15 protein-coding genes are annotated in these 14,120 nt (G+C 34.3%); 4 read left to right on the top strand and 11 right to left on the bottom strand.

Annotated elements, in window-relative coordinates:
* The 10 genes from dapF to E0W69_RS04100 form a co-directional block, all read right to left on the bottom strand.
* Window positions 1–792: a diaminopimelate epimerase gene (gene dapF / locus E0W69_RS04145; RefSeq protein WP_131328773.1), complete on the bottom strand. Its 792-nt coding sequence runs from the start codon at window positions 790–792 to the stop codon at window positions 1–3.
* A 91-nt stretch (window positions 793–883) separates the two neighbouring features.
* Window positions 884–1,756 carry a nucleoside phosphorylase gene (locus E0W69_RS04140; RefSeq protein WP_131328772.1) on the bottom strand — a complete coding sequence of 291 codons (873 nt, stop codon included), beginning with the start codon at window positions 1,754–1,756 and terminating at the stop codon, window positions 884–886.
* Window positions 1,757–2,244: 488 nt separating this feature from the next.
* Window positions 2,245–3,390 (bottom strand): efflux RND transporter periplasmic adaptor subunit, encoded by a 1,146-nt coding sequence (locus E0W69_RS04135; protein WP_191967960.1) that lies wholly within the window; start codon window positions 3,388–3,390, stop codon window positions 2,245–2,247.
* 1 nt (window position 3,391) lies between these two features.
* Window positions 3,392–7,765: a CusA/CzcA family heavy metal efflux RND transporter gene (locus E0W69_RS04130; RefSeq protein ID WP_131328770.1), complete on the bottom strand. Its 4,374-nt coding sequence runs from the start codon at window positions 7,763–7,765 to the stop codon at window positions 3,392–3,394.
* 97 nt (window positions 7,766–7,862) lie between these two features.
* Window positions 7,863–8,261 (bottom strand): hypothetical protein, encoded by a 399-nt coding sequence (locus tag E0W69_RS04125; RefSeq protein WP_131328769.1) that lies wholly within the window; start codon window positions 8,259–8,261, stop codon window positions 7,863–7,865.
* 130 nt (window positions 8,262–8,391) lie between these two features.
* Window positions 8,392–8,814, bottom strand: coding sequence for a MarR family winged helix-turn-helix transcriptional regulator (locus tag E0W69_RS04120; RefSeq protein WP_131328768.1), 423 nt, complete (start codon window positions 8,812–8,814; stop codon window positions 8,392–8,394).
* Between the two features lie 75 nt (window positions 8,815–8,889).
* Entirely contained in the window at window positions 8,890–9,525 is a 636-nt protein-coding gene (locus E0W69_RS04115; protein ID WP_131328767.1) for a nitroreductase family protein, read from the bottom strand.
* Window positions 9,526–9,551: 26 nt separating this feature from the next.
* Window positions 9,552–9,920 (bottom strand): DUF1304 domain-containing protein, encoded by a 369-nt coding sequence (locus tag E0W69_RS04110; protein ID WP_131328766.1) that lies wholly within the window; start codon window positions 9,918–9,920, stop codon window positions 9,552–9,554.
* 9 nt (window positions 9,921–9,929) lie between these two features.
* Entirely contained in the window at window positions 9,930–10,352 is a 423-nt protein-coding gene (locus tag E0W69_RS04105; protein WP_131328765.1) for an organic hydroperoxide resistance protein, read from the bottom strand.
* Between the two features lie 96 nt (window positions 10,353–10,448).
* The gene (locus E0W69_RS04100) at window positions 10,449–11,216 is read right to left on the bottom strand and encodes a methyltransferase domain-containing protein (RefSeq protein ID WP_131328764.1); all 768 of its coding nucleotides are present in this window, start codon (window positions 11,214–11,216) and stop codon (window positions 10,449–10,451) included.
* Between the two features lie 98 nt (window positions 11,217–11,314).
* Between E0W69_RS04100 and E0W69_RS04095 the strand changes: the two genes are divergently transcribed.
* From E0W69_RS04095 to E0W69_RS04080, 4 genes are read left to right on the top strand one after another with little or no spacing between them, the layout of a single operon-like run.
* Window positions 11,315–11,704, top strand: a complete 390-nt coding sequence (locus E0W69_RS04095; protein ID WP_131328763.1) for a DoxX-like family protein — start codon at window positions 11,315–11,317, stop codon at window positions 11,702–11,704.
* The gene (locus E0W69_RS04090) at window positions 11,701–12,435 is read left to right on the top strand and encodes a DUF2071 domain-containing protein (protein WP_131328762.1); all 735 of its coding nucleotides are present in this window, start codon (window positions 11,701–11,703) and stop codon (window positions 12,433–12,435) included. The genes E0W69_RS04095 and E0W69_RS04090 overlap by 4 nt, the downstream gene beginning before the upstream one ends.
* Complete coding sequence (locus tag E0W69_RS04085; RefSeq protein ID WP_131328761.1) at window positions 12,426–13,163, top strand: methyltransferase domain-containing protein; 738 nt, start codon at window positions 12,426–12,428, stop codon at window positions 13,161–13,163. Before E0W69_RS04090 ends, E0W69_RS04085 begins: the two co-directional genes overlap by 10 nt.
* Window positions 13,164–13,562 (top strand): hypothetical protein, encoded by a 399-nt coding sequence (locus tag E0W69_RS04080; protein ID WP_131328760.1) that lies wholly within the window; start codon window positions 13,164–13,166, stop codon window positions 13,560–13,562.
* Here E0W69_RS04080 and E0W69_RS04075 read toward each other — a convergent pair.
* Complete coding sequence (locus E0W69_RS04075) at window positions 13,557–14,090, bottom strand: NADPH-dependent FMN reductase (protein ID WP_131328759.1); 534 nt, start codon at window positions 14,088–14,090, stop codon at window positions 13,557–13,559. The genes E0W69_RS04080 and E0W69_RS04075 overlap by 6 nt on opposite strands.
* Between the last annotated feature and the right edge of the window lie 30 nt (window positions 14,091–14,120).

Raw genomic sequence — 14,120 nt, 5'->3', positions numbered from 1 at the left:
TTAGATATCTTCCTCAGGTATTTCGATCGTTCCAGAATAAACAAGCGTAGCTGGTCCACACAACCAAATATTTTCAAATTTATCTTCTCCGATTTTATCATATTCTACCGCTAAATGACCTCCTTTCGTTTCCACTTCTACTCTATTATAACCACGATCATTGTGTGCAACTACTAAGGCTGCGGCAGTAATACCCGTACCACAACTCAAGGTTTCATCTTCCACTCCTCTCTCATATGTACGCACATAGATATCAGAATCGCTTTCTTTTTCGACGAAATTAACATTCACACCCTCCGTAATAAAATCAGGACTATTTCTTATGGCTTTACCTTCATCATATACATCCAAATCTTTAACATCGTCTACCAATTTTACGTAATGAGGCACGCCAGTATTAATCAACCAAGCATCGAATAGTTTTTTCATACCATCGACATCTTTCATTTTTAAGTTTACCCAGCCATTATCGGAAATATTTGCTTCATGATCACCATCTACCGCAGAGAATTTGTAATTTTCTTTTCTTATACCCAAAACAGAGGCAAACTTTACAGTACAACGACCACCATTACCACAAAACGTATTGGAACCATCTGGATTAAAATAATCCATGGAAAAATCGTATCCCTCTTTTGCATTTAACAAAATGACGCCGTCCGCACCAATTCCAAATTTTCTTTCCGTTAAGAAACGAATAAGGTTGTTAGTTAACTTGATTTCGCCATTGCGATTGTCAATCATGACAAAATCATTACCAGTGCCTTGGAATTTGTAAAACGTAAATTTCATATTTAATTACCCTTCTACCTGTCTAAATTTCCAGATATTTTTCTTGTTAAACTGATTCGAATTTATTTAAAACGATTGCAAATATACTTCATTATAAATTGCTAAGTAATTCCAACGTATGAGTTATCAATTTGTTCATAGCTGAAGCCGCATCTTTGGAAAAAGTTTTTGCAATTCTATTGGCAATAATCGCATTCAAACTCAAACAATTATGTCCTAATAAATTACCCAAACCATATATCGCGCTAGTTTCCATTTCAAAATTAGAAATAAAATTTCCTTCATATTGGAAAGTCGTCATCATATCTACCAATTTTGGATACGTTAATTGCAAACGCAAAATTCTTCCTTGAGGTCCGAAAAATCCTGGACAAGTTACCGTAATACCATGATGATAACCTTCTTGAAAATGCGCCAATAATTTTTCCCCTGATTTAGTAATATAGGGCGTCAAATTATTGTCAATACCTGTGTGTTGTTTAAATGCATTTAAAATTGCAGTTTCTTCTTCCGTACTTGTTTTTTGGTAAAATTGAATCAAATTATCTAAACCCAAACCATAAGTTCCTGCTACAAAACTATCTACAGGAATGGATTCTTGAAGAGAACCACTTGTTCCAATTCGGATAATATTTAAGCTTTTTAATTCGGTATTGATTTCTCTCGTATCGAAATTAATATTTGCTAAAGCGTCTAATTCATTGAAAACGATATCGATATTATCAGGACCAATACCCGTAGATAATACCGTCACTTTTTTATTTCCAACTCGACCTGTATGTGAAACAAATTCTCTATGTTGGTTTTTATATTCAATAGCATCAAAATATTTACTCACCAATGGAACTCGGCCCGGATCACCTACGACAATCACATTATCTCCCAACTCCTCCGGTCTGATATCCAAATGATAAATGCCACCACGATCATTAATTATCAATTCACTTTCAGCTATACGGCTCATATTTTTTCGTTTTGGGGCAAAAATCGTAATATTTTTGTAAAAATTCCAAAGAAGATATTTTGTAATCTCAATGAAATGCTTATTTTTGCAGCCCCTCAAGGAAATAAGGCACCATGGCCGAGTGATTAGGCAGAGCTCTGCAAAAGCTTGTACAGCAGTTTGAATCTGCTTGGTGCCTCACAAAAAAAGCGACATAATTGTCGCTTTTTTTATTTTAAAAGGAATAATAATAATTTGCATTACATTATCTTCACTTTTTGTACCTAAAGTTCTGCAAATCTAACTTTAATGGAGGTAACGAAAACATTTATACTATTCTTGTATACAATTGCGCTTTACAACAGAATCAAGATCATATTACCTTCTTTAAATTTTAAACGATAAGATAGTACTAACTAATCCATTGCTCAATCTAGATTTTACTATGTTATTATATTAAAAATGCTTCGACATATCGAGGTATTTTTAATATAATAACATAGTAAAGTTTAATCATCATCCTCCATTGCGTTTTTAAGTGCTCCAATAAGACTATAAGCACCCACAATAGCTACTTTTGTTTGTAAATAATCGATTGTTTTGTTGGGCAAAATGGAAGTAAATCCATTTTGAGAATCTCCTATATTTACTTCTTGCATTTTAAATTTATGTCCATCTTTTGTAGTAAAAATATAGTCTCTACCATAATATCTCACTACTGCATCATCAGGAACCGCGATAGAATTACCACCATCTATATCAAATTTACCATTTAAAAACATCCCAGGAGCCATATGTGGCAATACCGATTCGAAATGACAATGCACTAAAGCTTTCCCTATACTATCCACATCTTTTGCCACTAATATTACCTCTACTGGATATAGTTTCGTAGTATCGTCATTTAAATAAACAACACCATTCATCCCAGGTTTAAAAAGTGGTAAATCTTTTTCAAACACAGCCATTGCAGCATGTAAATCCGATGGATTAATCAAACTAAACAAAATATCTGAAGGATTGACATATTGCCCCAGATTAACATTTACCTGTGATACGAATCCTGATATAGGCGCATATACGGGAATATCAACCGTCAAATTTCCAGCATGCAAATTCTTTGGCGAAATATGTAAAATTTTTAATTTCTGTTCCAAACTTTTGAATATAGCTTCTTGCATTTGATATTGACTCAAAACCAATTGATAATTTTTTATAGTTGCGGCATCATTTTGACTCAATTTTTTTTGCCGCGCTACATCTGTTTGCAAATATTCCAATTGTGCTTTAGTAGTCAAAAAATCCTGTTGTACTTGTACATAAGACTGATCTTCTAATGTAGCGATTATTTCTCCTTTTTGCACTTTCATTCCTGGCAACAAATGAATGGATTTTACATACCCACCAAATGGAAAACTTACAGAAACTAGATTAGTTGGCGGAACATCGACTGTACCACTAACTTTAATCTGAGAATGTATATGTTGCATAGAAGGATATCCAACTTTAACGCCAGCATTTTTTAGTTGAATATCATTAAAAACAACCACATCCGACTCTTTGGATGGTGTTGTAGTTTCATTATTCGCTTCATTTTTAGCTTTACAAGCCATAAAAAAGCTAGCAAATAATATATAAATTAAAATATTTTTCATGCTAATTTTCATTTTGAGAAAGAAAATATTGTAGTTGTATTTGATCCAATTGAAATGCGTTTAATTGGTCTATATAAGAACTATAAATTGTAATTGCATTGCGCATCAATTGCAACCAATCCAAGTAGTTTATTTCTCCATTTTTATATTGCAATGCTGCATTTTTTGTAATGATATCCGCTTGATTTTTACCAATTTTTTGAAAATAATCTACAGCCTGAATATCTTTTTGATATTGAAAATAAACTTTTTGCATTTCTATTTTAAGGGACTGCTCCGCTGCGGCTGCATTTGCTTCTGCAAGGTTTTCGCCCATTTTTGCGGCTCTAATTTTATTCTTTTGCGCCTTATTAAAAATGGGAATTGCTAATCCTAATTGACCAGAATTAAAGCGCCTTCCTGCATTATAATAATGGTCCACTTGTGCACGATCAGCTTGCCACCCTACGAAAGATTGATTATTATAACCTAATGTAATATCAGGCGTAAGTTTGGACTTTTCTGCAACGGTTTGATCTTTAGCAAGTATTTGCAGACTTTTATAGTATGCCAACAAAGGATGAGATTGACTCATGGAAGTATCGAAAATAATACGACTATCATTTAATGTATCGGTCGCAATAGGCAATTCCTCCAAATTTAAAAGTGCGGACAATTGCGCTTGTGCAGATGTCTGATCTTGCAATACCAATTGATATTGTAACTGCAGTTGATGCACTTCATTTTCTAATGTCGTCTTTTCGAGTATAGTTGACTCGCCTTCTTGATGGCGCAATTGAGCCACTTTAGAAATTTGACTATAAATAGAATCAATCTGTTTCAGCAACTTTTGTTTCGACACCGTATATTCTATTTGTAAATATGCCGTACGCACCCATTGAGCAACGGTCGCTTGCTGGATTTTAGTTTGCAACTGACTAGCATTCCATTGATCCAACAATACTTGTTTTTGCTTTTTGTATACAGAAGGTAGGGAAAAACTTTGTGCTATGGAAAACTTATTATCGAATGCCCAACTATTCACTTGTCCAAAATCTCCCGTTATCTGCGTATTGGGAATCATTGCGGCAGTTCCAGTCATAGCTTGATTGTATTTTTCATTCAACTTGCTAGCCGAAATTTGCAAATTATTTTCTTTAGCTATACTTAGTGCTTCTTGCAAAGACAATTTACGTTGTGCATTTGCCTCGCTATTTTCCAAAAGCACAAAACTGCCTATCAATAATATAGGTAATATAGGAGCTATTTTCATTTTGTCTTTTTTTGCTTTTCTAGTTTCAATTAATAAATAGAGACAAGGCAACACTAGTAAAGTCAATAGTGTAGCTGTAATCAAGCCTCCGATAACAACGGTTGCCAAAGGCCTTTGCACTTCTGCGCCAGCACCATTACTCATAGCCATAGGCAAAAAACCTAAAGATGCCACTGCTGCCGTCATTAATACAGGTCTTAATCTTGTGCTTGTTGCCTGTAGGATAACTTTAACTATATCTTTTTCTGAACTATGTATCCTATTCATTTCAGTAATCAGCACAATTCCATTCAAGACAGCGACTCCAAATAATGCTATAAAACCAACCCCGGCTGAAATACTGAAAGGCAATCCTCTTATCCACAGTGCGACAACGCCACCTATAATAGATAACGGAATCGCAGAAAAAATTAAAGTACAATATCGCAATTGCTGGAACGCGAAAAACAAGATTAAATAAATAAGCAAAAGTGCAATAGGAACCGCAATTTGTAATCGTGCAGTCGCATGTTGCAGATTCTCATATTGCCCACCGAAAGTGATATAATAACCTGCTGGCAATTTTAATTTCTGTTGGACCTTCTGCTGCAATTCATTCACTATACTTTCTATATCACGACCACGTACGTTAAAGCCAGCAGTGATACGACGTCTCGCATCCTCACGTTGAATCTGATAGGGTCCATCTTCAATTTTTATAGTAGCTAATTGATTCAATGGAATCTGAGTACCATCCGACAATGGAATTTGCAAATTTTGTATTTCGTTGATATCCATTTTTTGATGGTCATTCATTCTAACAACCAGATCAAATCTTTTATCCCCCTCAAATACAAAACCTGCACTTGCTCCGGCATACGCTGTTTGTAAAGTCTGATTTACTTCCGAAATACTCACACCATATCTAGCCAACGCATCTCTATTATAACGAACAACAAGTTGACCAATACCTGTAACAGTTTCCTGATACAAATCTTTCGCTCCTTTTAAAGATTTGATAATGCGCATTAATTGGTCATTATAGTTGGAAAGTGTATCTAAATCATCCCCAAAAATTTTGCAAACTACATCTTGTTTGGAACCAGTCATGAGTTCATTAAATCGCATCTGAACAGGATAACTAAAACCGACGGCAACTTCTGGAATATTAGATAAAACTTTGGACATTTTATCCGCCAATTCTGGAAATGAATGTGCAGAAGTCCATTGAGATTTTGGTTTCAATATAACCATCATATCTGCAGCATTCATTGGCATTGGATCTGTAGGGATCTCACCGCTGCCTATTTTAACAACGACCTTTTGAACCTCTGGAAAACTATCTTTTAATAATCCTGCGGTCTTCTTCGTCACTTCCACAGTGTGCGTCAATGAAGTTCCTGATAAGAGTCGTGTGTCAATGGCGAAATCACCCTCCTCTAACTGGGGAATAAACTCTCCGCCTAATGTAGTCATCAAATAAACCGCTCCCGCAAAACATACAAATGCAACTGTTACTACTATTTTTGAATGTTGTAATGTTCTTTTTAAAACGGGCAAATATACTTTAGCTATTTTATTCATCCATCGGTCAGACAAGTTATCCTTATGATTGACTTTTTTATTTAAAACCAAAGAAGTTACTACTGGAATATAGGTCAAGGATAATAGAAAAGCACCAATAACAGCAAAAGCAACCGTCTGAGCCATCGGACGAAACATTTTCCCTTCAATTCCTTCCAAACTAAGAATAGGCAAGTAAACTATAAGAATGATAATCTGCCCAAATGCAGCACTATGCATCATCCTTTCCGAAGCGTGTTGCACATCAGAATCCATCTGTGCACCTGACAATTTCATCGCATGTTGATAATCCTTGCTATAACGAATGTGATGCATTACGGCCTCAACTATAATAACGGCACCATCAATAATCATCCCGAAATCCAATGCACCCAAACTCATCAGATTACCACTCACACCAAACAAATTCATCAAAATAATCGCAAATAACATAGCCAAAGGAATCACAGAAGCGACGATCAAACCTGCTCGGATATTTCCTAAAAACAAGACAAGAACAAATACGACGATAATCGCACCTTCCATCAGATTGTGTTCTACAGTACTAATAGCATTATTCACCATTTTGGTACGATCTAAGAAAGCTTCAATCTTAACGCCTTTGGGAAGCGTCTTTTGTATTTCTGTAACTTTTGCTTTGATATCTTTGATTACTTGACTACTATTGGCACCTTTCAACATCATTACAACAGCACCAGAAACTTCTCCTTCTCCATTAAAAACCATTGCACCATATTTAATGGCATGTCCATATTGTACATTAGCAACGTCACGAATAAGAATAGGTGAAATACCCGATTTCTTAACAACAATTTTGCTTATCGCATCCAGATTAGAGACCAAACCATCACTTCGGATAAATAAAGTCTGTGGGCCTTTTTCTATATAAGCACCTCCTGCATTTTGATTATTTGCTTGAAGTGCAGCATATACATCCTCAATAGTCAAATGAAATGCTTGTAACTTTTCTGGGCTTATGGAAACCTCATATTGTTTTAAATTACCACCAAAACTACTCACATCTGCAACGCCTGGCGTGCCCAGCAATTGTCTTCTTACAATCCAATCTTGTATTTCACGCAATTTAGCAAGATCATATTTACGTTCGTATCCCGGCAATGGACGCACAACATATTGATATATTTCACCCAACCCAGTAGAAACAGGTCCCAAAGTGGGCGTCCCCATACCGGAAGGAATTTCTTGTTGTACCTGAGCTAATCGTTCGGAAATCTGTTGTCTAGCCCAATAAACATCAGTAGACTCATCGAAAACGATCGTAACAATACTTAATCCAAAACGAGAGAAACTTCTTTGCTCTATTATGCCAGGAACATTTCTCGTTGCTTGTTCGATTGGAACAGTTAAAAATCGCTCTATATCAGGAGCACTTAAACTAGGTGAACTTGTAATCACCATCACTTGATTATTGGTAATATCGGGCACAGCATCAATAGGCAATTGCGTTACTGAGTAACTACCATAACCTATCAGCCCTAATACCAATAAAATAACGATCAGTTTATTCTTTAAAGAAAACTGAATTATTTTATTTAACATAAGTCTAAAATTCAATTCATTAAAATACTGAACACCACTTACCAGACATACCAATAGTGATACATCTTAGGAACGTTCAAATACACTTATCTGAAAATTAAACTATGCTTTTTGGAGGTTGGAAGATGGATTTCCCTATAGAAAAACAATAAGAATTATCATATTGACCATAGAATTTCTTTTCAGAAATGGTCAGTTTTCTAGGTGCCGAAACTTCGATAGGTTTGGGTACTAATAAATTAGCAAAAGACAACATAAAATGATTGTCCGATGATTTAAATGGCAACTGCATATCTTGATCGTAATCAGAATCTGTCTCTGGATCTTGGGAAATCAAATAATGTATTCTGAAAAACGCATAAAAATTAGACTCTGGAGATTTTTGCAAAAAATCTTCATAATGCTCAACCAATCGTGGCAACTTCATCAACTGATGTAATTCTGTTGTCCCGAATAGGTAAACCATTAATAATATAAGTCCAACGCACTTACGCATACAGCGAAGGTAATTTTTTTATAAATATATAAAGTTAAAACCTAGGTTAAAATAGATAAAACCTATAAAAAATCTAAATTTTAATATAAAATTTGACCTAATATTTTCGTAATAATAGAAACACGCGTTATTACAAATTACTTACAACCTTATCCGCCAAAATTTTTAATTGATCAAAATCCGATTTTTCCAAGTGTAATGCTTCAAAAATCTTTAGTGGAACACATGCCGCTTTTTCTTTTAAAGTATTACCTTTTTTTGTGAGTGAGATTTGCACCACACGTTCATCCGTTTTAAGACGTGATCGCGAGAGCAGCTTTTTCCCTTCTAATCTTTTAAGCAAAGGCGTTAATGTACCATTATCCAATTTCAATTTTTCACCTAATTGATTGACTGTTTGACCATCCTTTTCCCACAAAGTCATCATGGTAATATATTGCGGATAAGTCAAATCCAAATTTTCTAAAATTGGACGGTATTGTTGCATAATTTCTCTGTGTAATACATACACCGAGAAACACAACTGCTTGTCTAATTTTAAATAATCTTCCATTTTTTATTAATAAAAAAGATTGCCTCTTCCATTCGTCATTGCGAATAGAAAAAAGCAATCATATATTCTAAAAATTTATTTATACTCAATAACGAATTCCTCTTTTGAAATACGTACTTTTTTCATCGGAGCAATCCAATCTCTACTCGGATCAGAAACACCTACATACATCAAGGATACACTTTTCAAACCTAATTTTTCTAATTCCAAAACTTGATCTATATGTGCGTGATTAAATCCCTCCACAGGAGTAGAATCAACCCTTAACTCAGCAGCTTGCGCCAAAGCTAACCCTAATGCAATATAAGACTGTCGTGCTGTGTGCGCAAAATTCACCTCCGCATCTTCCTGCAAATAAATGGATTTTAATTTATCTGTATAGGCACTAAATCTTCCTTGAGGCAAACCTCTTTCTTCCGTAGTAAAATCGTATACTTTGTCAATCCTCTCTGCCGTATAGCGATTCCAAGCGGCAAAAATGATAATATGTGATGCTTCACGCATACATTCTGGATTCAATGCACCTTCAGACAATTTATTTTTGATTTCTTGGTTTTCAATTACCAATACTCTAAAAGGTTGCAAACCAGATGAAGTTGGTGCCAATCGAGCAGCCTCCACTATTTTTTCGATATTTTCTTGACTAACTTTTTCCGATGGATTATATGCTTTTACTGCATGCCTCCATTTTAAATCTTCGATTAATGCCATTTTATTATTGTGAATTTTAAATTAAACTATGTAGCCAAATACACAAATATCATCGCCAATATTGCTGGTACTCCTTGAATTAAAAAGATTTTTTTGGAAGCAGTAAGTGCGCCAAAAATCCCAGCAACTGCTACGCACCCCAAGAAAAACATCCTTACATTAAAGGACCATTCTGCATTTTCAATGAGAAATGACCAGACCAAACCAGCCACCAAAAATCCATTGTACAGACCTTGATTTGCGGCTAAACCTTTGGTTGGCTTAAACATTTCGTTGGGCAAAACTTTTCCAAAAGCTTTCCTGCCTGCTGTTTCCCAAGCGAACATTTCCATCCACAGAATATAGAGATGCTCTATGGCTACGATGGCAGTCAAAACAATAGCGATGTATTTCATAGTTGTTAATTAGTCGTTAGAAACGGTTAATTTCACTTCGATATTGCCACGTGTCGCATTTGAATAAGGGCAAACTTGATGGGCTTTTTCTATCAAAGATTGTGCATCTTCCAAACTCACACCAGGAATATTGGCGTGCAATTCAGCAGCTAAACCGAACCCACCATTTTCCAATTGACCAATACTCACATGCGCAGTTACCGTTGTTTCTCCAGCTTGAATTTTTGATTGTTTGATAACCAAGTTCAACGCACTATCAAAACAAGCTGAGTAACCTGCTGCGAATAACATTTCAGGATTAGCATAATCGTCATTTGCACCGCCTAAACCTTTTGGCATTCTGACATCTAAGTCCAAAACCCCGTTTTCACTTTTAACATGTCCGTTTCTTCCACCTTTGGCAGTTGTGCCAATCGTATATAATGTTTTCATTTTTTGTAATTTTTAATTTAGATTAGACAAATATATTTTACAAAATTATATTGTGCAAAATATAATTTCACTTTAACAAATTATTAAAACAGCTTTTTATGATTTCCTACCGTACATCAAGATTCTTTTGAACGCATAGATCGCGGGAAATTTAGGAAATGCTTGGACTATTTTATCTTTGAAAGCTTTAGTAAATTCTTTCCGTTGCATTTCCGAAAGTCTTTCACAATAAGGAATCAAGGCCGAACCAGAAATAAACTCAAACAATGTTTCCACATCATTAGCAATAATTGGATAAACTTTTTGCATTACATTAATCCTTTCCAAACCAGCTTCAAATAATATATTTGTATAGTGGTCTATTGATAATAATGGATAATCTCTGCGCCAACCTTTAAGATAAGTTTTGAAAGGTTCTTCATCTGCTAATAGTAACAATAATTGATTCAATATATTGTCGCCTTGCATTGGCATTTGCACAGCAAATTGTCCATTTATATTTACAAGATTCAATAGTTGTGGAAATAATTTTCCATGATTATCAGACCATTGCAAGGCTGCATTACTGAAAATTAAATCAAATTTATTACCTTCTTGAATAAAATCTTCTGTCATTTTTTGTTTGAAATGCAAATTGTCACTTTCCAAATTTTTCGATTTTACCAACATTTCAGCCGAAGCATCGATTCCGATGAATTGAGTATTTTCAAACTTTTCAGAAAGTATCTTCGTCTGCTCACCGGTTCCGCACCCCAAATCAACAGCGGTTTTCAATCCATCCGACTGAATCAATTCCGATAAATCGAAAAAAGGCTGAAAACGAATATTTTTAAACTGATTGTATTTTTCTGGATTCCACGGCATAGTATTTAATATTTTATTCAAGTTACAAAGATAAAATTCCTTTAGAGTTATTGCGCGAGACAAAATTTACAGTTATCTTTCGATAAATAAATAAATAGTTGAAAATTCTACACAAAACACTAACTTATCTAATCGCCTTAGTCTGGTTAATAAATGGTTTGTATTGCAAAGTTTTAAATTTCACACCAAGACATCAGGAAATTGTTGGGAGAATATTGGGAAATGAACATTCGAGATTATTAACTATTCAGATAGGTATTTCAGAAATTTTTATGTCTGTCTGGATCATTTCTCGATTCAAACCAAATTTAAATACCACGATACAGATCATCATCATTGCAACTATGAACGTCATTGAATTTTGTCTCGCTCCTGACCTGTTACTTTGGGAAAAGATGAACATCGTCTTCGCATTCCTATTTATCGTGATTATTTATCTCAACGAATTTATTTTAACTAAAAAGATGAAACCATTACCTGAACTATGAATTACTTAAAAAATCATCCGTTTGCAGTGGAAGCGCATTTTAATAGTTCTGTAATATTGACATTTGCGGTACCCAAAGAACAATTGAAAAATAAAATTCCAAAATATTTACAGCTAGATACATTTCACGAGAAATATGCTTTTATCGCTGTGGCAATGGTACAAACAAAAAGTTTGAGACCAAAAGGATTTCCGAAGTTTATGGGAAATAGTTTCTTTTTAATTGGTTATCGAATCTTTGTGCGTTACACTACAAAAAATGGAAAAAACATTCGCGGACTTCATATTATTAAGTCTGAAACAGATAAAAGGAAAATGAAATTTTTAGGGAATATTTTTACACATTATAACTATACGACAACAGATATTTCGATCTCGAATAATGTTAATATCAGAACTATAAAGTCAAAAAAATCAAAGTTTGAAATAGCGATTGAAAATATGAATGAGCCAATAGAATTACCTGAGAATTCGCCATTTGCAGATTGGAAAGAAGCCCGTCGATTTGCAGGACCTTTGCCTTTTACGTTTACCGTGAATGAAAAAGAAAAATCTGTTTTAATCATTGAAGGCGTTCGACAAAATTGGATACCCAAACCCATAAAAATAAAACATTTTAAATTCGATTTTTTGGAAAGTTTACATTTGGAAAATACAGTCTTGGCAAACGCGTTTGAAATTAATGATATTCCCTATTATTGGAAAAAAGGAAAACTAGAATTATGGAAATAAAGCGCAAACCTTTCCAAGGTGTTTGGAATATAGTTCGTTTCAATTGGCAATTTTATTTGATTGCAACTGCGATTTTCATCTTTGTTTTATTTTCGAAAAATTGGTTTCCTTTTTCTGTCAGATTGATTTTGAACATTGGTATGGCCATAGCTGCAATAACTATAATTGTTTCACTTTTAGCGTCTTACTATATTTATGACTATTCCAACTTATACCAACTTAACTGGATTCAAAATATAAATCTAAAAAAAACGCTCAACATCAATGCTGGATTTGATGAAACTAGCAATATTATTCAAAAAAAATTTCCGCAAACTCAGCTAACAATTTGTGATTTTTATAACGCACAAAAACACACAGAAGTATCGATTAAACGCGCAAGAAAAGCATATCCTCCAAACATCAAAACAATTGCCGTAACGACAGGAAATTTGCCGTTTGAAAGTAATTATTTCGATAAGGTTTTCGCGATATTATCGGCACACGAAATCAGAAATAAAAAGGAACGGATTATATTTTTTAAAGAATTAAATAGGATAACAAAATCGGATGGAAAAATTTACGTGACAGAACATTTACGTGATGTAAATAATTGTGCCGTTTATTCAATTGGATTTTTTCATTTTCATTCTAGAAAGACATGGTTGGAAACTTTCGAAAGCGCCAATTTAACCTTGCTCAAAGAATTCAAAACGACTCCTTTTATCACCACTTTTGTATTAAAATAAATGGAAATTCACTACAAAATCATCGGCATCATATTGATTATATTGGCCATTATTCACTTCGTTTTCCCTAAATTTTTCGATTGGAAAGAAGAATTAAAACCACTAAGTTTAATCAACCGACAAATGATGTATGTGCATACTTTTTTCATTGCGTTTGTCGTATTTTTAATGGGAATTCTCTGCTTGATTTCATCCAATGAACTCATCAATACACAACTAGGAAAAACCATTTCATTGGGATTAGGTCTATTTTGGACCATAAGATTTATCTTTCAATTTCTGGTGTATTCACCAAAACTATGGAAAGGAAAATACTTCGAATCCATTGTTCATATTGCCTTTTCTATTTTGTGGTTGTATTTGAGTGTTGTGTTTTTAAAAGTCGGCCTTTCTTTATAATCCTTTTTCCATCATCATTATCCTCGCAGCAAAATTTTGCATCAAGTTTTCAAGTAATCCGACAGTTTCTTTATCTAATAATCCATTTTTCTCAAATTTCCCCTTAATGCCTTTTATCAGAAGAGAAGTTTTATCGTCGAATTTTGCACCCAAAGTTTTTAAAATCAATTGCAATTCTTCATGTGCTTTTTCGCCACTGGAAGAAGCCGTGATAATTGCAACTGGTTTTTCCGTAAAAATCGTGGTAGATACGCACCATTCCAATAAGTTTTTCAAACCGCTTGGAATACTAAAAATATATTCTGGACTAGAAATAATAACGCCATCACTTTCCTCGATTTGTTGACGAATCTGCAGCACATTTTCTGGTGTATTTTCTATCGTCAATTCCGTATCAAAATGCGGCAGCTGTGCCAGTTCATCATAAATGATTACTTCCAAATCATTGGAAAAATGTTGAACCGCCTGCACCAATTTTAAGTTGGAAGAATGTTTAGTTGCACTTCCTATAATCGCTAATATTTTCATCTATTTATCTTTTAATTCTACGCTCATTTA

This window comes from Rhizosphaericola mali (genome assembly GCF_004337365.2).
Classification (GTDB): Bacteria; Bacteroidota; Bacteroidia; order Chitinophagales; family Chitinophagaceae; genus Rhizosphaericola; species Rhizosphaericola mali.
This window is presented reverse-complemented; position numbering and strand designations above follow the sequence as displayed.